The organism is Pontibacter mangrovi (assembly GCF_006385705.1).
GTDB classification, from domain to species: Bacteria; Bacteroidota; Bacteroidia; order Cytophagales; family Hymenobacteraceae; genus Pontibacter; species Pontibacter mangrovi.
The window spans coordinates 1-22592 of the sequence record NZ_VFRQ01000001.1 but is presented as its reverse complement, the minus strand read 5'-3'; the positions used below and the strand labels follow the sequence as shown (position 1 = coordinate 22592).

Below are 22592 nucleotides of genomic sequence, written 5' to 3'. Positions count from 1 at the left end.
AATCTAAAAAACATGCGCAACATCGATCTACAAAGTATAAAACAGCGCTTCGGCATCATCGGCAACTCGCCGCTGCTGAACCACGCCATACAGGTGGCAGCGCAGGTGGCCCCTACCGACATGACGGTGATGATCACCGGGGAGAGCGGCAGCGGCAAAGAGTCTTTTTCTAAGATCATTCACCAGCTTAGCCCGCGCAAGCATGGCCAGTTTATCGCCATTAACTGCGGCGCCATCCCGGAGGGTACTATCGATTCGGAGCTTTTCGGACATGAGAAAGGCTCGTTTACCGGAGCGCATGACACCCGCAAAGGCTATTTTGAGGTAACCGACGGGGGCACTATCTTTCTGGATGAGATTGGCGAAATGCCGCTGGGCACCCAGGCCCGCCTGCTGCGGGTGCTGGAGAACGGCGAGTTTATTAAAGTAGGCTCGTCTAAAGTACAGAAAACGGATGTGCGCGTGGTGGCAGCCACGAACGTAAACCTGATCAAGGCTGTAGAAAAAGGCACTTTCCGGGAGGACCTGTACTACCGCCTGAACACGGTTCCGATTACGGTGCCTCCACTGCGGGAGCGCGGGGACGACATTCACCTGCTGTTCCGCAAGTTTGCCGCTGATTTTTCGGAGAAGTATAAAGTGCAGCCTGTGCAACTCACTCCGGAGGCGGTGCAGGAACTGCAGGCATACCGCTGGCCAGGCAATATCCGCCAACTGAAGAATATCGTGGAGCAGATATCCGTGCTGGAGTATGACCGTGAGGTAAACGCACAGAAACTGCGCCAGTACCTGCCGAAGGAAACAACTTCTTCCCTGCCTGCCGTGCTGGCCAAGGAAGGAGGCGCCGAAGGAACGGTGTCGGAGCGCGACCTGCTTTACAAGGTGCTTTTTGACATGCGCCGCGATGTATCCGAGCTCAAGAAGCTGGTGTTTAACATGCTGGCCCACCAACCCAATGACGAGGACCTGCTACGGCAGCACAGCCACCTGTTCGAGAACATGGAGCAACAGCAGTACAATGGCAGATCCTATAAGCAGGAACCGCAGCACGTGCCCGGCGAGCCTTACTATTTGCCCATCAAGCACAGCGATGCAGAAGAGTATCAGGAGGACAAAGTAGAGGATATTCCGCATGAAACCGAGGAAGAAAGCCTATCTTTAGAGGATAAAGAAAAGGAGCTTATCCTGAAAGCACTGAAGAAGCACAACAACAAACGCAAGTATGCCGCACAAGACCTCGGCATTTCGGAGCGCACCCTTTACCGCAAATTAAAGCAGTATGATATCGAAGATTAGCAACCGCCTGGTTACCGCCGCACTCCTGCTGCTGCTGGTTATGAGCAGCGGCTGCGGCATATATTCCTTTACAGGCACCACCCTATCGCCGGACATCAAGAGCATTTCCATACAGAACATTGAGAACAGCACCGGCGAGGGCCCTTCCAACTTAACGCAGGTAGTCACCAACAGCCTGAAAGACTACTACCGCCGCAACACAAACCTGGTGATTGTGCAAGGCGAAGGGGATTTGCAATTGGAGGGGCAGATTGTTAGCTTTACTTACTCTCCGGCGGCTATACAGCGCGAGGGGCAGCAGGACATTGCCTCGCTTAACCGCCTGACGCTTGGCGTGCAGATTCGTTTTGCCAACGTGAAGCAGCCGGAAAAAGACTTTGAAAGAACCTTCACCATCTCGCAGGACTTCCCGCAGAACGTGGACGTGACACAGCTCTCTACTGCTCAGATCGAGCAGCTGTCGGAGCAGCTGGTGGTGGATGTGTTTAATAAAACCGTGGCAGATTGGTAAAGCTGTCTTACATTAAGGATATAGACCGGCATGAATAAATCCGCTTTTCTACAACTCATTCAGCAGGCTGCCAACATCTCCGACCAGCAGACGGAGGAGTTGGAGAAGGTGGCCGCTACTTTCCCCTATTGCCAAACGGCACACTTGCTGCTGGCAAAATCCGCTTACGATAAGGGGAGTATGCTGTCTACGCAGCGGCTGCGCCGGGCCTCAGCCTATGCTACCAACCGCCAGAAGCTGAAGCGAATCATCTATACCGCACCGGTAGCAGTACCTGAGTTCGACGAGAGCGCCCTGGAAGAGGCGAGCGTACAACCAAAAGAAGCAGCTACGACTGCACTTACAGTAGTACCTGAAGAACCAGCTGCCATACTTCCTGTAGCAGAAACACTTACGCAAGCCAACAATGCGACAGATCAGCCACCAGCGGAGACAGCATTAGCGTTAGATACAGTTACTGAAACCGAAGGAACAGCTGCACCTGAAGAAGCGGCGGCAGAGTTGCCTGCGGCAACAGCAATAGAATCGGAAGATGCAGCTTCTGGAGGTGCTGCACCTAGTAGCACCGAAACTAAAATGGCAGATGAAGAGGGTCCGAGCGAGGAAAATGTCAGCGCCATAACTCCTGATAAGAGTATCCTGGAGCAGCCCATGGAGAAACTGGACTCTGAGCTGGCCCTGCTCCTGACGATCAAGAGCCTTAGCCCATCGTTTACGGACTTGCTTGCCCAAAAGCCTGACCCGGCACCGGAGGCCGCCTCTCCACAGTACACAGCTCCTCCCCTTGCCCTTCCTCCAGCCCAGGAGCAGCCTGAAGATAAAGATAAAACTGAACGGCAGGAGGCACAGCAGCATGACCCTTCCAAAACAGAGGATGATCTTGCCAGCCTTATCTCAGCTGAAGTAGCCGCTGCCGCCAAATCATACTTTGAAACTGCAGAAACGGCTGAGGAGCCGGTACCATCTCCGGAAAGTGCCCCTGAACCCGAGGAGGCTGAGGTAAAGTATGCTTTTGATGAAATTGACCAGATGTACCAGCAGGATACGCTCGGCTACTGGATGTCGTCGAGCCGCATGGGCGAGGTGCTGCAGTTAAAGGAGGACAATGAGCTGACGCGGGAACGCCCAGCCGCTTTCCACCCGGAGCTTATCCTGGAGTACAGCAAGACACACGAGCTTGTAGCACAGGAAGCGCAATCCTCCGCACCGCTGCACCAACAGCTCGACATCATAGATCAGTTTCTGAAACTTAACCCGCGGCTAAAAGCCTTGAATAACGTTAAGATGAAGCCAGAGCCGCAGGAGGATTTGTCTTTAAAGAGCACCAAGATAAAGCGCGGCGTGGCTTCCGAAAGCCTTGCCAACATCTTCCTGAAACAGGGCAAAGCGAAAAAAGCCATTAAAATATATGAGCAGCTCATTTTGAAATATCCGGAAAAAAAGAGTTACTTTGCCGAACAGATCGAAAAATTACAAAACCTAAGTTAACATGTATATCGCCCTTATTAGTATCATTATCTTTATCTGCGTGCTGCTTGTATTGGTTGTACTAGCTCAGAACCCTAAGGGAGGCGGACTGTCAAGCCAGTTTGGCGGTAGCACCAGCCAGCTAATGGGCGTTAAGCGCACCGGCGACCTGCTGGAGAAACTGACCTGGGGCTTTGCAATTGCCCTGGTTGTTCTTACCCTGGCCACGCACATGATCGGAAACACTGGCGACGGAGCGGTAAGAAGCGTGAATGAGGAGCGTGCGCGTCAGTCGCAGATGCCAGCCGCCCCTGCCGGCGCATTGCCAGGTGCAGCCACTGACACAACTGCCGCTATACCGGGTGCTGGTGAGATACCAGCGATGGTAGACACTGCCACACAAGAATAGAAAAAATATTCCCGCTACGGGGAGAAAGCCGGTCCTGACAAAGGGCCGGCTTTTTTGTTTGCTTCGCCCCGCCCCAAAGTATGACAGATTTACAATAAAGTTCCCGCCAAAGGCCATTAATGACAAACCTGACAGGCAAAACGGCGTTAGAGACTGAAAAATTGGCTTACTATGCCGCCTTTCGCAACTTGGCACAGGAAATGATAATGCACAGGTGTTATTTCAGATTCATAACAACAAAACATAACTAAATAACCAAAAACTATGTCAATCAACATCAAACCATTAGCAGACAGAGTAATTGTGGCTCCGGCCGCAGCAGAAGAGAAAACCAAGTCTGGCATCATCATTCCGGACACTGCTAAAGAGAAACCACAGCGTGGCGAGGTGGTAGCCGTTGGCGAAGGCAAGGTATCAGAGCAGGGTGCCCTGATGAAGCCACAAGTAAGCGTTGGCGACACTGTGTTGTATGGCAAGTATGCCGGTACTGAGATTTCCGTAGACGGTAACGACTACCTGATCATGCGTGAGTCAGACATCCTGGCAGTTCTTTAATAGCAATCCAATCAAGTCAAACCTAATCCATAAATATTTTAAACTATGGCTAAAAACATCACATTCGATACAGACGCCCGCAACAAGATCAAATCTGGCGTGGACAAACTGGCAAATGCCGTTAAAGTAACTTTGGGCCCTAAGGGTCGCAACGTGATCATCGACAAGAAATTCGGTGCTCCAACCATCACCAAGGACGGTGTTTCTGTAGCGAAAGAGATTGAGCTGAAAGACGCGATCGAGAACATGGGCGCGCAACTGGTGAAAGAGGTTGCCTCTAAAACCGCTGACCAGGCTGGTGACGGTACTACCACCGCTACTGTGCTGGCGCAGGCTATCTATACGGCCGGTATCAAGAACGTGGCTGCCGGTGCCAACCCAATGGACCTGAAGCGCGGTATTGACAAGGCTGTAGACGCTGTGGTAGCTAACCTGAAGTCCCAGTCTAAGACAATCGACAATTCTTCAGAGATTGCGCAGGTAGGTACTATCTCGGCCAACAACGACCCGGAGATCGGTAAGATGATCGCTGACGCGATGGACAAAGTTGGTAAAGACGGTGTGATCACTGTGGAAGAAGCGAAAGGCACCGAGACGGAGGTGAAAACTGTGGAAGGTATGCAGTTCGACCGCGGTTACCTTTCTCCATACTTTGTGACGAACGCCGAGAAAATGGAAGCCGACTTCGACAACCCCTACATCCTGATCTACGACAAGAAGGTTTCTACCATGAAGGAGCTGCTGCCAGTGCTGGAGCAGGTTGTTCAGACTGGCAAAGGACTGGTAATCATTGCTGAAGACGTAGACGGTGAGGCGCTGGCTACACTGGTAGTTAACAAACTGCGCGGATCCCTGAAAATTGCCGCTGTAAAGGCCCCAGGCTTCGGCGACAGAAGAAAGGCCATGCTGGAGGATATCGCTATCCTGACTGGCGGTACTGTGATCTCTGAAGAGCGCGGTTACAAGCTGGAGAACGCTACCCTTGACTACCTGGGCCAGGCTGAGAAAATGATCATCGACAAAGACAACACCACTATTGTAAACGGTGCCGGTACAAAAGATGACATCACAGCCCGTATCAACCAGATCAAGGCGCAGATGGAAACTACTACATCTGACTACGACAAGGAGAAGCTGCAGGAGCGTCTGGCGAAACTGTCTGGCGGTGTGGCTATTCTTTACATCGGTGCCTCTACTGAGGTAGAGATGAAGGAGAAGAAAGACCGCGTGGATGATGCGCTGCACGCTACCCGTGCCGCTGTGGAAGAAGGTATCGTAGCCGGCGGTGGTGTTGCCCTGATCCGTGCTATTGAGGCGCTGGAGAATGTGGCCGTAGAAAACGCTGACCAGAAAACTGGCGTGCAGATCATCAGAACCGCTATCGAGTCTCCGTTGAGAACGATCGTGGCTAACGCTGGTGGCGAAGGCTCTGTTGTGGTGCAGGCTGTACGCGAAGGCAAGTCTGACTTCGGTTACAACGCCCGCGACGACAAGTATGAGAACATGTTTGCGGCCGGTATCATCGACCCAACTAAGGTTACACGCCTTGCTCTGGAAAACGCAGCCTCTATCGCTGGTCTTCTGCTTACTACTGAGTGTGTAGTTTCTGAGGAGCCAACTGAGGAAGGCGCTGCTCCGGCTATGCCAGCTGGCATGGGCGGCATGGGCGGCATGATGTAATCGACCCCACATTACATAAGTATAAAAAGTCCCGGGCCGTGTGGTCCGGGACTTTTGCTTTATACCTGGCAATGAACTATTCTAGGTCTTTGATGAGAATGGTAACGTCATGCGGGGCCGTTTCGTCGCCACCGAAGTATGGGTAGAGCTGGTAACCCGCGGACGGCCCCTCACAGGCGCGTGGCATGCTTACCTCCTGCCCGTATAGTTTAAAAGTATAGCTTCCATCCTCCATACGCAGCTCCAGCGGCACTTTCTGCCCGATCGGCACAGCGCCCAGCAGCTTGTAATCCCAAGCTTTGTTTAAGTATGTATAAGCTAACAGCTCCAGCCGGTTATTATACCAGCGCCAGCCAAACCGGGCACTGTTCGTGTGGTGGCTGGTATTGCAGTCTGACAAGCCGTAAAGCTTGTTGATATCCGCCTGGTTGTTGGCCGTGGCCGAGGTATAGATGGCCGAGCTGTCAAACGTAACCTCGAATTTTAAGGCGCTTACATGCAGCTCTTTCAGGCTGTTTTTGTCGGCGTAGTGCTGCCCCTCACGGATAGTATAAACAATGCCTTCCTCCTCTTTCACGGTATTTGGGGCAACTTCTGTTACACTTTTGCAGGCAACAAAACCCAGCACCACACCAAGCTGCAAAGCCTGGAGCGTTCTCCTCGCTAAAAACATTTAGGTAAAAGTATAAATTGATTAAAACCTATATTGGCTAAATAGTAAGCTCTAAACTATCAGGCACTTTAGGAAGTTCAAAAGTATAAATTTTAAGATAAAAAAAGCCTTTGGTGCCGTAGCGCCAGAGGCCTTTTACAAGAATTATTAAACAAAACGAGGACTTAGCTCATCTCAGCTTCTAAGAGTTGGCCCGTCTGAGCTTCCTCTTCATCCATCTTTTTGTCCTCCATTCCATGCGTTAGCTTGTTGATGCGCTTGGTAAGCACCATCAGCACAATACCCAGGAAAATGGTGAAGCCGGCAATGTACATGAAGATCTCCAGCTCGCCCAGGCGAACCGCCCAGATACCGATCCAGGAGGCAACGTAGTTACCGAGGCCAGTCACCGCAAAGTATAAGCCCATCATGGAAGCCACAATACGCTTCGGTGCCACTTTGGTGATGAATGAAAGAGACACAGGAGAAAGTGCCAGCTCGCCTAAGGTATGGAACAAGTAGGCAAACACCAGCCAGTGCAGCGAAGAGAGCTGGTCGGCAGACGAGTTGCGCTGCAGTGAGGCAAACACCATGAAGATAAAGCCGATACCAAGTATGGCGGTGCCCAATCCCATTTTAAAGATAGAAGGCGGATTTTTGCCGCGCTTCGCCAGGGCAATCCAAATAGCGGCCACAATACCGCCCGTCGTCAGGATAAAGAAGGAGTTAAGGCCCTGTAGCCAAGCAGTGGGCACTTCCCAGCCAAACACCACACGATCCGTGTACTGCAGCGCATACAGGTTCATCAGGCCACCCGCCTGCTCAAACGACGCCCAGAACACCAGCACAATAACAAAAGAGATAAGTATGGCGAAAATTCGGTCCCACTCGTTTTTTGAGAAGCCCAAAAAGCCAGTATGAGCAGGTTGTACAACAGCCTCTTTCTTCGTGAATATCTTGTCTTCTGATGTCTCTTTTACCAGGTTGCCTACACCGCGCAGGAACTTGCGGCCCCAGATAAACACCACCTGCCCCAGCATCATACCGAATCCAGCCAAGCTAAAGCCATAGTGCCATCCGTACGTTTCGCCAACATACCCCACGATAAGCGAAGCCAGCAGCGCGCCCAGGTTAATACCCATGTAGAAGATAGTGAAGCCTGAGTCGCGGCGGGTATCGCCCTCTTTATACAAGCCACCTACCATGGTAGAGATGTTAGGCTTCAGCAAACCGGTACCGGCCACAATCAAACACAGGGCAGTATAGAATGCCCATTGCGGCGGGTAGGCCATTAGTAAGTGACCGGCCACTAGCGTAAAGCCGCCAATAATTACAGCACGTTTCTGGCCCAGCACTTTATCTGCCAGTATACCGCCCGGGATCGACATCAGGTATACAAACATGGTGTAGATACCGTATAGCTCCAGTGCCTCTTCATCGGTCCAGCCATAGCCGCCCTTGGTGGTAGAAACCAGAAACAGCACCAAGATGCCACGCATGCCATAGTAGCTGAAGCGCTCCCACATTTCGGTGAAAAACAGGACCATAAGCCCCTTCGGATGGCCAAACAAAGTGCCCTGCTGCTCTATAAAGCTAGGTGCCCTTTCGCCAGAAACATTCTGAGATTTTGACATAAAATGATTGGATCTATTTAAACAGTTTGCGCAATGTAAAACTAAAAATACGAGTCTTAAACGAACTATACAAATTTTAGACAGTCCTGTGTTAGCTAAAGTATAGCCTGGAGCCGCTGCAAACAACGCAGCTACTCTTACCAATCACCTGATAACTCTAAAACCGGCGGCGGCATCAAAAGCTGCAGAAGGTTTGAAATACAAATATCGCTATATCGTTTTATTTTGAGCAAGGGGTAAAACTTGCCTCACGCTGCCTCGTAAAAAACATAGGTGCGGCTGCCTCATTTTCAAGAGCCGCTTTTGTTGATTCTTTACTATAATTACGGGCTGTAGCACTGGTTTCTTTTTATTAAGTTAGTGTATTGCCTCACTACTAGGTGATTAAGCACTCAACGAACACATTAAACACCTAAACTCTAAAAGGATATTCTAATTTTTCTATTTTTGTAGCACAATTGCAAAAACCTATCAATAAACTAAATCAAAACCCAAAATTTTCAATGAAAGAATCTGGAGATAAATCTAATGCAGCAGGTCTCGAGAGCATCGGCATCAAGGAGGCGCAGGAGGTGCTGTGGAACCTGACTCCTGCCGAGTTGGTGGAGGAAGCCATCAAGAACGGAGAGGGCGTGCTGACAGACAACGGGGCACTGATGTGCGACACCGGCAAGTTCACCGGCCGTTCCCCAAAGGACCGTTTTATCGTGAAGGATGCCAATACCCAGAATTCAGTGTGGTGGGGCGACATAAACATTCCCTTCGATGCAGATAAGTTTGACCAGCTGCACGCCAAGATGGTGGATTTCCTGAAGGACAAGAAATTATACGTGCGGGACGCGTACGCTGGCGCTCACCCAGAGTACCGCCTCAACCTGCGCATCGTGAACACCCAGGCCTGGCATAACTTATTCTGCAACAACATGTTTCTGCGCCTGAGCAAGGATGAACTGCAGCACCACAAACCGGGGTTCACCATCATCTGCGCGCCTGAGTTTGAGGCCGACCCTGCCGTAGACGGAACGCGCCAGAGCAATTTCGCCATCATCAACTTCACCAAAAACATGATCCTGATTGGCGGCACAGGCTATGCTGGCGAGATGAAAAAAGGAATTTTCGGCGTGCTGAACTACATCCTGCCGCACGAGCGCAACACGCTTTCCATGCACTGCTCAGCCAACATCGGCGAAGACGGCGACACAGCCATATTCTTTGGCCTTTCCGGCACCGGCAAAACGACCCTTTCCGCAGACCCTCACCGCGGCCTTATCGGCGACGATGAGCACGGCTGGACCGAGGACAGCGTGTTTAACTTTGAAGGTGGCTGCTATGCCAAGGTGATAGACCTTACCCGCGAAAAAGAGCCGCAGATCTGGGATGCCATTAAGTTTGGCTCCATTGTAGAAAACACCCGATTTATACCCGGTACCCGCACCGTAGACTATACCAACAATGCCGTAACGGAAAACACCAGAACGGCCTACCCCATCAACTACATCGATAACGCCGTGGAGCCATCCAGAGGCGGCGTTCCCAAAAACATCTTCTTCCTGACAGCCGATGCCTTTGGCGTGCTCCCTCCTATTTCGAAGCTGAACTCAAGCCAGGCCATGTATCACTTCATCTCCGGGTATACCGCCAAGGTGGCCGGCACGGAAGTGGGCGTAACGGAACCGCAAACCACTTTCTCCGCCTGCTTTGGAGCAGCTTTCCTGCCGCTGCACCCAACCAAGTATGCTGAGATGCTGGGCAGAAAGATGGAGGAGAACGACGTGCACGTGTGGCTGGTAAATACAGGCTGGACCGGCGGACCTTATGGTGTTGGCCACCGCATGAAGCTCCCTTATACCAGAGCCATGATCACAGCCGCCCTGAAAGGAGATTTAAACCACACCTCCTATACCAAACACCCGATCTTCGGTGTAGAAATGCCAAACTCGTGCCCTAACGTGCCGGAGGAAATCCTTAACCCGCGCAACACCTGGGCAAACAAGGAAGAGTATGATGCAAAAGCGACAGACCTGGCTTCTAAATTTGTGAAAAACTTCCAGAAATATGCTGATTTCGCAAATGACGAAATCATGGCTGGCGCTCCGCAAGTGGAGGTCACGATTGATTAAGCAGGCGCAAACAGCAAGTATAAACTCCTCCCTGCCTTAGTGCAGGGAGGAGTTTTGCTTTAACTTCAGCCAGAGGATTTTCCCGTCAGCATACTTCTCTTCCCGCACTACCTCGTACTGCTGTAGTGTATCCTTTAGGATAGTATGAAGCCTCTCCGCGTTATCTACTGTGCTAAACCAAATCAGCAGTTTTTCCTCTGTTGTATATTGAAACGCATCTGTCAGGTCGAGCCGGTAGTCTACATTCGTTTTCCTAATCCCCAGTAAACCATAGTAATAGAGCTTTTCAGGAGCATTGGTAAAGGCGATTTCCCTTTGAACATAAGGTGCCAACCAGTCACTTTGTTGCAAAGCGTGCACCAGCGGGGAGTTTCTGGAAGCTTTGTCACTATGTCCACTTAGTCCGGTTGTTATTCCTTGGCGGATATACTGTACATATTTCGGGAGGTTGAATAACAGTAGCACAGCCACTACTGCTGCAACAGCTGTTTTGAAGAAGGCATTTCCGTTTCTGACCCAGTAACTTACAATACTTATCAGCACAAGAACAAAAGAGAAGAAAGCAGGTGAAGTAAGCCTGGCATTTGGGAACTCGCTGGAGCGGAACAGCGCCGTAATAAAGTTTAAAAACAAGTATAAAAGTGTACTGGCGAATAAAATCATGAGTAAGCGCCGCTCAACGAAGTGCCGCCGGTACATGGTTGCTACAGCAAAAGCAAGTAAGGTGAATACAGATGCACAGGCCACTATAGTTAGCATGCCCGCAAAAGTATAGGGTGGAAAAGGGAGGAACCATTCCCACACAGCTTTGGCAGTGGTGACAACAGTATAGCTAAAATGAGACAAGGCTACCGTACGCCCGGCCCCTGTGAGGGTGGAACTAATCAAGTAATTCCGGTAAAACCATCCTGCAAGCGGAAATAACGCAACAGAAACGAAAAGTAAGGTAGGCTTAAGCCTTTTCACAAGGCCCCCATTGGTATAAACAAATAAAAAAAATGCCCCGATGCCTATATTGACGACACCCGCGTAGCGCACCATAATGCTTAGGCTCGCAGCCACCGCCGTAAACAGTAAGATTCCGAACTTTTGCTCCCCCAGGCATCTGTCCAACCCCACCAGAAACATTATAGTAAACAAAATAAAGGGGGCTTCCGACCACAAATAAGAAAAGGAAATAAAGGTTGGAGGCCCAGCAACAAAGATAACCATGCCCAAAGCTGTATAAAGCCTGGAGCGAGTCAGCCGGTAGGCCAGGCAGCCAAAAGTATAAACAACAGCAAAGTACAGGAAGACAGCGACTATGCTATAGGTAAAAAGTAAATGATCAACTTTGATAAAGTATAGAGATGAGAGAAGGATGCTAAACAGCGGCGGCCAATCGGTATAATAGTTCTCCCGGTAAGGCAGAAAGAATCGCCCTTGGGTATAAAAGCTTTTGGCAGCGGCCATGTAGGCAACTGAGTCGTTTGTGAGGCCTAAACCGTATACAGAAATGGCTAGCACCAAGCACGCAGTAGCAAGCAACGCTATAATTAGCACCAAAAGGTTGACTCTGTTGCTTTGTGAAAGCATAAATATTTGCTTGGTTTGTACAAATTTACATAACTACAAGTTTAAGTAAAAAATGCACCTTTTCTATACGCCTGATATTACGAGCGAAATCTATACGTTGAACGAGGAAGAGTCGAGGCACTGCACCCGGGTGCTGCGGTTAAGCCACGGCGATACCGTGTACCTTGTAGATGGGGTTGGCGGCATGTATACAGCCATTATCCAGGATGCACACCAGAAGCGATGCCAACTGCAGGTGGTTGACAAGCAAATAGAGTATGGCAAGTTGCCATACGTGTCGCACATTGCAGTGGCCCCTACCAAAAACATAGACCGCATGGAATGGTTTGTAGAAAAGGCCGTAGAAATAGGAATCAGCGAGATAACCTTTCTGCAATGTGAGCACTCGGAGCGCCGGAACCTACGCCTGGACAGGCTGGAGAAGATTGCTGTGAGTGCCATGAAGCAGTCGAAGAAAGGCTACCTGCCCCTGCTGAACGACTTGACGCCTTTTCACAAGTTTATTCAGAAAACAGTACCCGAAAGCACTTTTATTGCTCACTTAGAAGATGATGCCACCAAGACCATAAAGGATTACTACAAGTTTGGCAGACCGCACTGTATCCTGATTGGCCCCGAAGGCGATTTCTCTAAAGCCGAGATTTCATCGGCCTATGAGGCGGGCATCAGGCCGGTAACCCTCGGGCACAGCCGGCTCCGCACCGAAACCGCTGCTTTGGTAGCCTGCCATACCTTAAACGTGCTGCACGATATCTTTGCCCCCTTATAAAGTATAAAACCGAAGCAACTAGCCATGAAACGCCTCCTTTTCATACTTCTTATACTTGCCACTGCCCTTCCGGCCGTGGTGGCGCAAACGTATAGCTTTAAAATAGCCAAACTAAAGTATAACGGCGGCGGTGATTGGTACGCTAACAAAACATCGTTGCCCAACCTGATTCGTTTCTGCAACCAAAACCTGAACATGAACATAGCAGCCGAGGAGGACGTGGTGGAAGTGGGAAGCCCTGAGTTGTTCGCTTACCCTTTTGTGCATATGACCGGACACGGCAACGTGGTGTTTTCGGACGCAGAGGCTCAGAACCTGCGCAACTACCTTTTAAGCGGCGGCTTTCTGCACATCGACGATAATTATGGGCTAAACGAGTTTATCCGAAAGGAAATGAAGAAGGTGTTTCCGGAACATGAGTTCGTGGAGCTGCCCTTTGACCATCCCATTTACGGGCAGAAGTATGCTTTTTCGCGAGGTCTACCTAAAGTGCATGAACACGACAACAAACCGCCGCAGGGCTTTGGTATCATTCACGAAGGGCGCTTGGTGTGTTTTTACACGTATGAAACAGACTTGGGCAACGGCTGGGAAGACCAGGAAGTATATAACGACCCCGAGCCGATCAGGCAGCAGGCGCTGCGCATGGGCGCCAACATTCTTACTTTTGCGCTAACGCAGGAGTAGTAGAGGTAGGAAAGCCCCCTCGGAAGCTGCCGTAAACTTTATACTTCTACTCATACTTCCTTTTAAAGATTTCAGACAGCACAAAGGCCTCTCTGGCCGTGGCGGGATTGCGCAGCATTTCACCGTACCGATTGGCTTTTGGCAACCGCTCCAGATCATAGGGCTTAAAATGCTCATGCCCCCTGAGTTTTGACTTTTTGGCAGCCTCTATAGCCTCCGCTCTTTTTTCCCAGGAAAGTACTTTGGGAGCAGCATCTTCATAAGATTTATACTTGGCTGCTGGCGCTGGCGCCTGTTGCAATGCTCGGCCGGCTTCTTCCAAACTGCGCTCCTTTTGCTGGCGCACCACTTCTCTCCCCCGCTCTTCTGCCTGTTGCATTTTAGGCTGCAGTTCCCTGAGGATGTCCTCAAAAGAGGTAACCGGTTTTGACGGCTGGCTCGTACGGGGCCTTACGGGCAGTTCCTTTTCCTCTTGGTCATCCCTATCATCCCCCGAAAAAGCCTTACGCCACTGCGAGAACAGGAAATAAGCCACTGCGGCCAGTATATAGATGATGATCTTAAAGTCGTCCATTGCTTTATCTTGTTAACCAAATGTAACAAAATAAGCTGTTATATAAAGGCTATAATCATTAATTATAGCTATGCAAGAGCGGGCAAAACGAAATTTCGTTTTATTTTTGAAGATAGAACACAGAGTTTCCGCAGACGCGAATGCAAGTTTCAAAATTAGAGATCAAAGGGTTTAAAAGTTTTGGCGACCGCGTCGTCATTAACTTTGACAACGGGATTACCGGAATTGTGGGGCCGAACGGCTGTGGCAAATCCAACATTGTGGATGCCATACGCTGGGTGCTGGGTGAGCAGAAGACGCGTAACCTCCGCTCCGATAAGATGGAGAACGTTATTTTTAACGGCTCCAAAACCCGCAAGCCGGTGCAGATGGCTGAGGTATCCATCACCTTCGACAACAACAAGGGCATCCTCCCAACAGAATACTCACAGGTAACGGTGACGCGCAAGTACTACCGCACCGGCGAGAGCGAGTACATGCTGAACGGCGTCACCTGCCGCCTGAAAGACATCAACGAGCTTTTCCTGGACACGGGCATCGGCTCCGACAGCTATGCCATTATCGAGCTGAAGATGGTGGACGAGATTCTGAACGACAAGGAAAACTCGCGCCGCTTGCTGTTTGAGGAAGCTGCCGGCATCTCCAAGTTCCGGGTGCGCAAAAAGCAGACGCTGAAGAAACTGGAGGAAACCGACGCCGACCTGGAGCGCGTGGAGGACTTGCTGCACGAGATCGGCAAGAACATGAAAACGCTGGAACGCCAGGCTAAACAGGCAGTTAAGTACTTCAACCTAAAGGATGACTACAAGAAGCACAGCCTGGAGTTTGCCCGCCGAAACATTTCCCAGTACCAGCAAACGTTGGAGCGCCTGGAGCAGGATGTACGGCAGGAAGCCTCGCTGAAAGAAAACTATATTACTGTAGTAACAGAGGCCGAAGAGGCCATCGCAGGGCAGAAAGAAGAGCTGAACGAGACGCAGGAAAGATTGGCAGAGATGCAGCGCACCATGCAGGTGCAAACGGCCAAGCTTCGGCAACTGGAGAACGATATTAAGCTTAAATCCGAGCGCAGCACCTATCTGAAAGAGCGGCTGCAGCAACTGCGCCAGCAGATAAGCCAGGACACGGCCAACGTGGAGCACACGCAGGAAAGCATCTTGGAACTGCGCGACGAGTTGATGGCGGTGCAGGATAACTTTGCCGAAGCCGAGGAGCAGGTAGCCGCCATGAAAGAGCAAATGCAGGAAGCCAACGAGCAGAAGGCGGAGCTACAGGAGGCTTACCAGGAGTTGGTGCAGCAGCAGAAAACCAAGCAGAACGAAGTATACCAACTGAGCAAATCACTGGAGATAAGCCAGGTACAGATACAAAACATCAACCAGGAACTGGAGCGCCTGCAGCAGCAACAGCTAACGGCCGACGAAGATGGCCGTGCCTTGCAGGAGCAACTGCAGGAGGCACAGCAGGTGCTAGAGGAGCGCACTTCGGAGATGGTGCGGCTGCAGGCCAAAGAAGAAACGCTGCAGCAAAGTATAGAGGCCACAGAAGCCAATATTGTGGAGCTGAAGGGACAGCTCGTAGAGCTAAACCGAACGCTCGACTCCAAGCAGAACCAGTACAATCTCACCAAGTCATTGGTAGAAAATATGGAGGGCTTCCCGGAGGCGATCAAGTTTTTGAGCAAGTCCGACAGCTGGAGCAAGCCGGCCCCTCTCCTCTCCGATATCCTGGTTTGCAAAGCTGACTACAAGCCACTTATTGAGAGCTACCTGGAGCAGTACATGAACTACTTTGTGGTGGAGGAACTGCAGGACGCTGTTGACGCCATTGCCCTTCTGAAAGAGGAAAACAAAGGCCGGGCTAACTTTATCGTGCTCTCGGAGATCGAGGAACTGGAGCCAACTGCTACCTTTAGCGAAGGCAACCTGGAGGCGGCCTACGAAATGGTGTCGGCAGACAAGAAGTATAGCTGCCTTTTAAAGTACATGCTCCGCAACGTCTATATCACCGATGATGCCGAGGAAGAGCTATACGGCCATGACTACAAAACCATCATACTCAAAGATGGCAGCGCCATTCGGAAGCCGCTCAGCCTGACGGGTGGCTCCGTGGGCGTGTTTGACGGAAACAGACTGGGCCGAAAGCAGAACCTGGAGAAACTGGCCGAAGAAGTGGCCGAGCTGCAGGATCAGGTGGAGCGGATGCAAAGCCGCATCAACACACAGAACCAGATCCTGCAGAACCACCGAAGCGAGTCGGAGAAGGATACTATAAAGGGCCTTGAGAAAGAGGTTAGCACGCTGCAGCAGAACCTGCTGACCGTGCGCATCAAGCATGAGCAGCACCAGCAGAACATCCGCAACTTCGACCAGAAGCGCGACGAGCTGCACGAGCGCCTGCTGGAACTGCGCGAGCAAAGTATGGAAGTATCACCGCAGGCAGAGGCAGACCAAAAGGAACTGCAGCGATTGGAGGAGGAAATCGCCGTTTATACTTCTAACCTGGAGCGCCAGCAGGAACAGATCGCCGTTATCTCCGGCAGGTATAACCAGGAGAATATCCAGTTCCACCAGCTTAAGAACCGCTTTGCCAGTCTGCAGCAGGAAATCAGCTATAAGCAAAAGTCGGTAGAAACGAACCAGGAGCGCATTGAGGGGCTGAAGCAGGAGCTGCAGAAATCGGAACAGGAAATTACGGAGGCGGATACGTTTATACTGGAGAACCAGGAAGTGGTGGAAAGTATGAATGAGGCGCGCCAAGCCTATGCCGAGGAACTGGAGGAAATCGAAAAGGAATACTTTACCCTGCGCGGCGACCTGGACGAGAAAGAGAAAAGTATACGCGAGATGCAGCGCAAGCGCCAGAACTCTGATGAGCTGTTGATGCGCATGCAGCAGGCCAAAAGCGACACGCAGCTGAAGCTGGTGGCGATTAAAGAGCGTCTGGCCGCTGAGTTTAACATCTCGGATGAGGACTTTGCTAGCCCGGTGCCGGAGGAGGATCTGCTGATTCCGCTATCCAATGAAGAGCTAAGCCAGCATATTGCCACGGTGAAAGGGCAACTGGATAAGATGGGACCGGTAAACGCCATGGCCGCGGAGGCTTACGCCGAGATCGAGGAGCGCGAGAAGTTTATCACAGAGCAGCGCAACGACCTGGTAAACGCCAAGAACGCTCTGATTGACACCATCAACGAAATTGACACGGTGGCCAAAGAGAAGTTCATGGACTCCTTCAACCAGATAAAAGACAATTTTAAGCACGTGTTCCGCAGCCTCTTTACCGAGGAGGATAACTGTGACCTGGTGATTTCTGATCCGAAAAACCCGCTGGAGGCAAAGATCGAGATCATGGCACAGCCAAAGGGCAAGCGTCCGCTCACGATCAACCAGCTTTCCGGCGGAGAGAAAACGCTGACAGCCATCTCGCTGCTGTTCGCCATTTACCTGCTCAAGCCGGCTCCGTTCTGTATTTTTGACGAGGTGGACGCACCGCTGGATGACGCCAACATCGACAAGTTCAACAACATCATCCGCAAGTTCTCCCACGACTCGCAGTTTATCGTGGTAACGCACAACAAGCGCACCATGTCCTCTACCGACGTGATGTATGGCATTACGATGATTGAGGCGGGCATATCAAGAGTTATACCTGTAGACCTTAGGCAGATAGCCTAGCAACAGCCGTAAGTATGGACTTAAAACGAGAGGGAGCCGCTAAAGTTAGCGGCTCCCTCTCGTTTTATACTTTCTGGTAAACCTAAGTCTATCGCACTCCTTGCTCAGGGTATTTGCCTTTTTTGGTTCGGTAGAAAGCCATGATCTTTTCCATATCGGCCTCTATGTCGCCGGAGGGGATGATGGTGGGCCCGATGCCGGCTTCTTTTTTAGAGTAGTCCAGGTAGCCCAGCACAATCGGCACGTTGGCCCCCAAAGCTACATAGTAAAACCCCCGGCGCCAGCGCGGCTGGTACTTCCGCGTTCCTTCCGGTGTTACCATCACGCAAATGTCGCCCGGCGTTTCCTCAAAAATACGCACCATGGCATCTACCATGCGTGTGTTTTTGGATCGGTCTATGGGAATGGCGCCAATTTTCTTTAGAATCGGCCCAAACGGAAACTTCATGAATTCTTTTTTGATCGTGTACCGGATAGGCGCATCCATTAGATAAAAAGCGGCCCGGGCAAAAATAAAGTCCCAGTTGCTGGTGTGTGGCGCCGCCACCATAACGCTGCGCCGGTCTTGGGGGGCCAGGTTGCCGTTTAGTTTCCAGCCAGCCGCCTTAAAAATAAGCTTGGATATGAACTTTCCGATCATGTACTGTAGAGGGTGTAAAGTAAAAAAAGTAGGCACAAGTATAAGCTGCCTACTTCGTGGGTTTATGAAAGTGTATAGTTACACACTTCTTCGCTGTTTTACAAGGCCTCTTTGATGATCTGAGATGTTTTGCGTAGCAGATAAGCCTGAATACCGACGCCAATGACCGGCCCTAGAGACACATTTGCCTCACTGCCCTGCCACTCGCGCGAGTAGCGGAAAGACAGCATAGGTTCGACGGCAATCTTTTCATTGACGAACCAGGCGTAGCCTACACCTGCATTGCCCACAAACAGGTTTGTCTTATCGCCTGTTGAGAAGTTTAGAAGGCCGCCTTTCAGGCTGAGTTCCCCAAACACGCCATTATCCAGATAGTACCGCGCAAAAGGCCCGCCCAGCAAGTAAGTCCTTCGGAAGGTGTCCTTCCCTCCTTCAATGGAGACGCTGTAGCTCTCATGGTTGATGCCTAAGTCCACTCCCAGTGCGACATCATGGATTAAGAAATAGCCGCCTTTGAAGTTTAAATTAGCCATTATACTGGTGCCCTCCTCCGGGCCGAGCGGCTGGTTTAGCTCTTTGGTCGTTTTATAGATGGAAGCATCTGCATTGCCACCTATAAGCACTGAACCGTGCTTTACCTTTGCCTTCCACATAAAACTCTTGTTTTCCTGTGCCAGGGCAGATGCACACATGCAGATAAATAGCAAGAAAAGACTTAATCGCGGCATGTTATATGTGATTCCTTATACTTCTCTATTACGGATAGGAAAGTATAAGTTTCACTTATATTAATATTTTATTTAAAAATATTTAAATTTCATTCACAAGCTTTCTAATGTGCCGCTCCATGTCCATGGCATATCGGTAACCTACTTCAAATATCTCATCGGCTTTGCGGAAGCTAGTCAGGCGGAATGCTTTGAGCCCCTGAGGCTCCAGAAACAAATCGCACTGGTTGATGCGCAGCTTTACATTGCTGTTAATGGCTAACATGGCGGTGCGCTCTACCATGCCCCTAATAGACGTGACCTGGGCCTGGTGGTTGATCGGGTTTACATGAACCGCTATTTTAACGTCGCAGTTTCTGAACAGCGGCTCTACCGGGAGGTTGTTCAGAAGCCCTCCATCACTAAGTATTTTACCGTTTAGGTGAATTGGCTGGTAAAGTATAGGAACAGCCGACGAGGCCAGTAAAGGCTTGATTACTTCACCGGATGAAAAATATGCGGTAACGCCTTCGTTCATCTCCGTGGCGCTCACCACAACCGGTATCTTTAAATCCTCGAACTTGAGATGTGGCCCGAGGTATTTATGGTACAGCTTTTCCACTTCCTCCAGATGCAAGAGCCCCGGCTTGCCAAATACCGGGCGCACCACCTGAAAGACGCTGAGCTCCTTTATCAGTTTCAGTATTTCGTCGGGCGCATACCCATAGCCGTAAAACACCCCGGCTATAGCGCCAGAACTAACCCCTGAGATAATACTGATGTTAATGCCCTGTTCATCCAATGCTTTTAAAACGCCTAAATGCGCAATGCCTCTGGCCCCGCCGCCAGATAAAGCTAAGCCAATCCGCATGCTTAAAGGTCGGCTAAACTAAAAGTTTCTTTCAGCCGCACGCCTTTCTCGGTATGCTGCACGGTGCAGCACTGGTTTACAGCGTCATGCTCAAAAAACAAAACTATTTCTTCATCGGCGGCCATTTTAAGAAACCGGGCTTTCTCGTCCAGGGTGAGCAAGGGGCGCGTGTCATAGCCCATCACGTATGGCAGCGGAATGTGCCCTGCCGACGGCAAAAGATCTGCCATGTAGGCCAGTTTGCGACCTTTATACTCCATCACCGGAATCATCATCTTATCTGTGTGGCCGTCGGCATAAAAGATATCGAACTGCGGAAATGGCGAAGGGGCGTTAGGGTCAATAAATTTAAGGTGGCCGCTTTCCTGCATCGGGAGTATGTTCTCTTTCAGGAAGGAGGCTTTTTCACGTGCGTTTGGTTTGGTCGCCCACTCCCAGTGATCGGCATTGGACCAGTAAGTGGCATTCGGGAAAACGAGTTCTAAAGCGCCGTCGCCGTTTTTATACTCTACGCCACCACCGCAATGGTCGAAGTGCAGGTGCGTGAGAAACATGTCCGTCACATCCTCCGGCGAAAAGCCTGCCGCCTTCAGCGAGCCTTGTAAGGTAGCGTCGCCGTGCAGGTAATAATGGCTGAAAAACTTCGCATCCTGTTTGTCCCCGATGCCATTATCGATTAAGATCAGCCTGTCACCGTCTTCGATCAGCATGCAGCGCATGGCCCACGTGCACAGGTTGTTCTCGTCAGCCGGGTTAGTGCGCTGCCAAAGGGTTTTCGGCACCACGCCAAACATGGCGCCGCCGTCTAACTTAAAAAATCCCGTGTCTATTACGTGTAGGTTCATGTCCAATGCGATTTGGTGGTGATACTACTTGATGTGTATAAAATATAAAATGAATTAGAGTAGAGATCCAAAGCCCCTCCTCTAATTCATTTCCAAGAAGTTAGGCAGAAGCTATCCTTCTACCACAACGCCCATATTGGAGAACTTCTCAATGCGTTCCATGATACGTTCTTCAGCGTCCATAGTTCCCACTTCGTCTATCAGCTTTACAAGCTCCTTCTTAAGCGTCTGCATCATCTTGTCCGGGTTCAGGTGCGCACCCCCAAGCGGCTCCTTAATAATGCCGTCAATGAGCTTGTTCTGCAGCATGTCTTTGGCCGTCAGTTTAAGTGCCTCTGCCGCCTGTTCTTTGTAGTTCCAGCTGCGCCAAAGTATAGATGAGCAAGATTCAGGGGAGATAACCGAGTACCAGGTATTCTCCAGCATCATCACGCGGTCGCCGATGGCAATGCCCAACGCACCGCCCGAGGCTCCCTCCCCAATGATGATACAGATAACCGGCACCTTCAGCATGAACATCTCCTTCAGGTTACGGGCAATCGCCTCACCCTGTCCGCGCTCTTCCGCCTCCAGCCCAGGAAAGGCGCCTGGGGTATCTATAAAAGTAACGATGGGCTTGTTGAACTTCTCGGCCATTTTCATCAGGCGAAGCGCCTTACGGTAGCCTTCCGGGTTGGCCATGCCAAAGTTACGCATTTGGCGCTGCTTGGTGTTTCTGCCCTTCTGCTGACCGATAAACATCACGCTGCGGCCATCTACTTCACCAAAGCCGCCTACCATCGCCTTGTCGTCGCTTACGGTTCTGTCGCCATGCAACTCTACGAACTTATCGGTGATGCCATGAATGTAGTCAAGTGTATAAGGCCTTTCCGGGTGCCTGGAAAGCTGCACACGTTGCCAGCGCGTGAGGTTGGCATAGGTTTCCTTTTTCAGGGTCTTTATTTTCTCCTCCAGGGTCTTAACCGCTTCTGACACATCTACCTGGCTTTCATCGGCCAGTTTTTTCATCTCCTGCAGTTTGCCCTCCAGGGCAGCAATAGGCTGTTCGAAATCTAAAAGCATACGTTCTTAGCTTGTGTTTAGCACCACAAATTTAAGCTTTTCCGCCAATGCACGTAACAATAGCTTGCATTTATACTTCCTCAAAAAATTAATTTACCTGTAAATGAAGCTGTTCTCTTGCAGAGAATAAAATATAGGCCTAAAATGATGCTAAGGATTTGCACATTTAGTTCCGGGAACATACCTTTGCATCACTTTAACACAAACGGTTTAAAGAAAGTATTGGTCTGGTAGTTCAGTTGGTTAGAATGCCGCCCTGTCACGGCGGAGGTCGCGGGTTCGAGTCCCGTCCAGACCGCAGGTAAAACTGCGGTAGACGCAAGCAGCGCAAAAGGCTCTGCAACATCAAAAAGAATTGGTCTGGTAGTTCAGTTGGTTAGAATGCCGCCCTGTCACGGCGGAGGTCGCGGGTTCGAGTCCCGTCCAGACCGCAGATTAAACCCCTGCGGTTATTTATAGAGCAAGAGGCTCTGTAGCATCAAAAGTATTGGTCTGGTAGTTCAGTTGGTTAGAATGCCGCCCTGTCACGGCGGAGGTCGCGGGTTCGAGTCCCGTCCAGACCGCTCTCTTAAAAAGAGCTTGTGTGAAAACGCAAGCTCTTTTTTATTGCCCATACTTTTGAGCCGAAGTATAAAGAAGCAGAAGTATAAGAAGGAAAAGCCGGCTGAACTGAATCAACCGGCTTTCTTTGCGTTATAAGTATAGCTTATATGGCTTTATACTTTCTACTGCAGCTCGTGGTAGTTGTAGACCTTGTGTCCACCCTGGGCCAGGTAGCTGTCGCGCTTGAAGAGCTCGATGTCGTTGTGCATCATGTCCTTGACCAGGGCCGGCAGGTCGTACTTCGGCGTCCAGCCCAGC

19 protein-coding genes and 3 tRNA genes are annotated in these 22592 nt (G+C 50.6%); 13 read left to right on the top strand and 9 right to left on the bottom strand.

Annotated elements, in window-relative coordinates:
- Positions 1–12: 12 nt before the first annotated feature.
- The 6 genes from FJM65_RS00115 (at position 13) to groL (ending at position 5918) form a co-directional block, all read left to right on the top strand.
- Positions 13–1296, top strand: coding sequence for a sigma-54 interaction domain-containing protein (locus tag FJM65_RS00115; protein ID WP_140618096.1), 1284 nt, complete (start codon positions 13–15; stop codon positions 1294–1296).
- A complete protein-coding gene (locus tag FJM65_RS00110) occupies positions 1280–1807 on the top strand; it encodes an LptE family protein (RefSeq protein ID WP_140618093.1) in 528 nt (175 codons plus the stop codon). The genes FJM65_RS00115 and FJM65_RS00110 overlap by 17 nt, the downstream gene beginning before the upstream one ends.
- A 30-nt stretch (positions 1808–1837) precedes the next feature.
- Positions 1838–3295, top strand: a complete 1458-nt coding sequence (locus FJM65_RS00105; protein ID WP_140618091.1) for a hypothetical protein — start codon at positions 1838–1840, stop codon at positions 3293–3295.
- A 1-nt stretch (position 3296) separates the two neighbouring features.
- Positions 3297–3683 carry a preprotein translocase subunit SecG gene (gene secG / locus FJM65_RS00100; RefSeq protein ID WP_140618088.1) on the top strand — a complete coding sequence of 129 codons (387 nt, stop codon included), beginning with the start codon at positions 3297–3299 and terminating at the stop codon, positions 3681–3683.
- A gap of 264 nt (positions 3684–3947) precedes the next feature.
- Positions 3948–4238 (top strand): co-chaperone GroES, encoded by a 291-nt coding sequence (groES, locus tag FJM65_RS00095; protein ID WP_139307869.1) that lies wholly within the window; start codon positions 3948–3950, stop codon positions 4236–4238.
- Positions 4239–4283: 45 nt separating this feature from the next.
- Complete coding sequence (gene groL / locus FJM65_RS00090; protein WP_140618085.1) at positions 4284–5918, top strand: chaperonin GroEL; 1635 nt, start codon at positions 4284–4286, stop codon at positions 5916–5918.
- A 76-nt stretch (positions 5919–5994) separates the two neighbouring features.
- Here the strand turns inward: groL and FJM65_RS00085 are convergent, their stop codons facing one another.
- Together FJM65_RS00085 and FJM65_RS00080 are read right to left on the bottom strand one after the other, a co-directional pair.
- Complete coding sequence (locus tag FJM65_RS00085) at positions 5995–6591, bottom strand: hypothetical protein (RefSeq protein ID WP_239022769.1); 597 nt, start codon at positions 6589–6591, stop codon at positions 5995–5997.
- A 164-nt stretch (positions 6592–6755) separates the two neighbouring features.
- Positions 6756–8204: a peptide MFS transporter gene (locus FJM65_RS00080; protein ID WP_140618083.1), complete on the bottom strand. Its 1449-nt coding sequence runs from the start codon at positions 8202–8204 to the stop codon at positions 6756–6758.
- A 503-nt stretch (positions 8205–8707) separates the two neighbouring features.
- Here FJM65_RS00080 and pckA point away from each other — a divergent pair.
- Positions 8708–10324, top strand: coding sequence for a phosphoenolpyruvate carboxykinase (ATP) (gene pckA, locus FJM65_RS00075; protein ID WP_140618080.1), 1617 nt, complete (start codon positions 8708–8710; stop codon positions 10322–10324).
- A gap of 36 nt (positions 10325–10360) precedes the next feature.
- Here the strand turns inward: pckA and FJM65_RS00070 are convergent, their stop codons facing one another.
- Complete coding sequence (locus FJM65_RS00070) at positions 10361–11899, bottom strand: ArnT family glycosyltransferase (protein ID WP_140618077.1); 1539 nt, start codon at positions 11897–11899, stop codon at positions 10361–10363.
- A 52-nt stretch (positions 11900–11951) separates the two neighbouring features.
- On the opposite strand from FJM65_RS00070, the gene FJM65_RS00065 reads away from it, so the two are divergent.
- On the top strand, positions 11952–12668 hold the full coding sequence (locus tag FJM65_RS00065) for a 16S rRNA (uracil(1498)-N(3))-methyltransferase (RefSeq protein ID WP_140618075.1): 717 nt from the start codon (positions 11952–11954) through the stop codon (positions 12666–12668).
- A gap of 24 nt (positions 12669–12692) precedes the next feature.
- Complete coding sequence (locus tag FJM65_RS00060; RefSeq protein WP_140618072.1) at positions 12693–13355, top strand: DUF4159 domain-containing protein; 663 nt, start codon at positions 12693–12695, stop codon at positions 13353–13355.
- Between the two features lie 46 nt (positions 13356–13401).
- On the opposite strand, the gene FJM65_RS00055 is transcribed toward FJM65_RS00060, so the two are convergent.
- Positions 13402–13929: a hypothetical protein gene (locus FJM65_RS00055; RefSeq protein ID WP_140618070.1), complete on the bottom strand. Its 528-nt coding sequence runs from the start codon at positions 13927–13929 to the stop codon at positions 13402–13404.
- A gap of 140 nt (positions 13930–14069) precedes the next feature.
- Here FJM65_RS00055 and smc point away from each other — a divergent pair, with 140 nt between their 5' ends.
- Positions 14070–17606 carry a chromosome segregation protein SMC gene (gene smc, locus FJM65_RS00050; protein ID WP_140618068.1) on the top strand — a complete coding sequence of 1179 codons (3537 nt, stop codon included), beginning with the start codon at positions 14070–14072 and terminating at the stop codon, positions 17604–17606.
- 88 nt (positions 17607–17694) lie between these two features.
- Here smc and FJM65_RS00045 read toward each other — a convergent pair whose 3' ends face one another.
- The 5 genes from FJM65_RS00045 to FJM65_RS00025 all read right to left on the bottom strand — a co-directional run bounded on the left by FJM65_RS00045 (position 17695) and on the right by FJM65_RS00025 (position 21731).
- On the bottom strand, positions 17695–18246 hold the full coding sequence (locus tag FJM65_RS00045) for a 1-acyl-sn-glycerol-3-phosphate acyltransferase (protein WP_140618066.1): 552 nt from the start codon (positions 18244–18246) through the stop codon (positions 17695–17697).
- A gap of 98 nt (positions 18247–18344) precedes the next feature.
- Positions 18345–18899: an autotransporter outer membrane beta-barrel domain-containing protein gene (locus FJM65_RS00040; RefSeq protein ID WP_140618064.1), complete on the bottom strand. Its 555-nt coding sequence runs from the start codon at positions 18897–18899 to the stop codon at positions 18345–18347.
- Between the two features lie 157 nt (positions 18900–19056).
- On the bottom strand, positions 19057–19824 hold the full coding sequence (locus tag FJM65_RS00035) for a patatin-like phospholipase family protein (RefSeq protein ID WP_140618062.1): 768 nt from the start codon (positions 19822–19824) through the stop codon (positions 19057–19059).
- Positions 19825–19826: 2 nt separating this feature from the next.
- Complete coding sequence (locus tag FJM65_RS00030) at positions 19827–20669, bottom strand: MBL fold metallo-hydrolase (protein WP_140618059.1); 843 nt, start codon at positions 20667–20669, stop codon at positions 19827–19829.
- 111 nt (positions 20670–20780) lie between these two features.
- A complete protein-coding gene (locus FJM65_RS00025; RefSeq protein ID WP_140618057.1) occupies positions 20781–21731 on the bottom strand; it encodes an acetyl-CoA carboxylase carboxyltransferase subunit alpha in 951 nt (316 codons plus the stop codon).
- A 224-nt stretch (positions 21732–21955) separates the two neighbouring features.
- On the opposite strand from FJM65_RS00025, the gene FJM65_RS00020 reads away from it, so the two are divergent.
- The 3 genes from FJM65_RS00020 to FJM65_RS00010 all read left to right on the top strand — a co-directional run bounded on the left by FJM65_RS00020 (position 21956) and on the right by FJM65_RS00010 (position 22294).
- A tRNA-Asp gene (locus tag FJM65_RS00020) sits at positions 21956–22029 on the top strand.
- A gap of 59 nt (positions 22030–22088) precedes the next feature.
- Positions 22089–22162, top strand: a tRNA-Asp gene (locus FJM65_RS00015).
- A 58-nt stretch (positions 22163–22220) separates the two neighbouring features.
- Positions 22221–22294 (top strand) — tRNA-Asp (locus FJM65_RS00010).
- Positions 22295–22592: the final 298 nt, after the last annotated feature.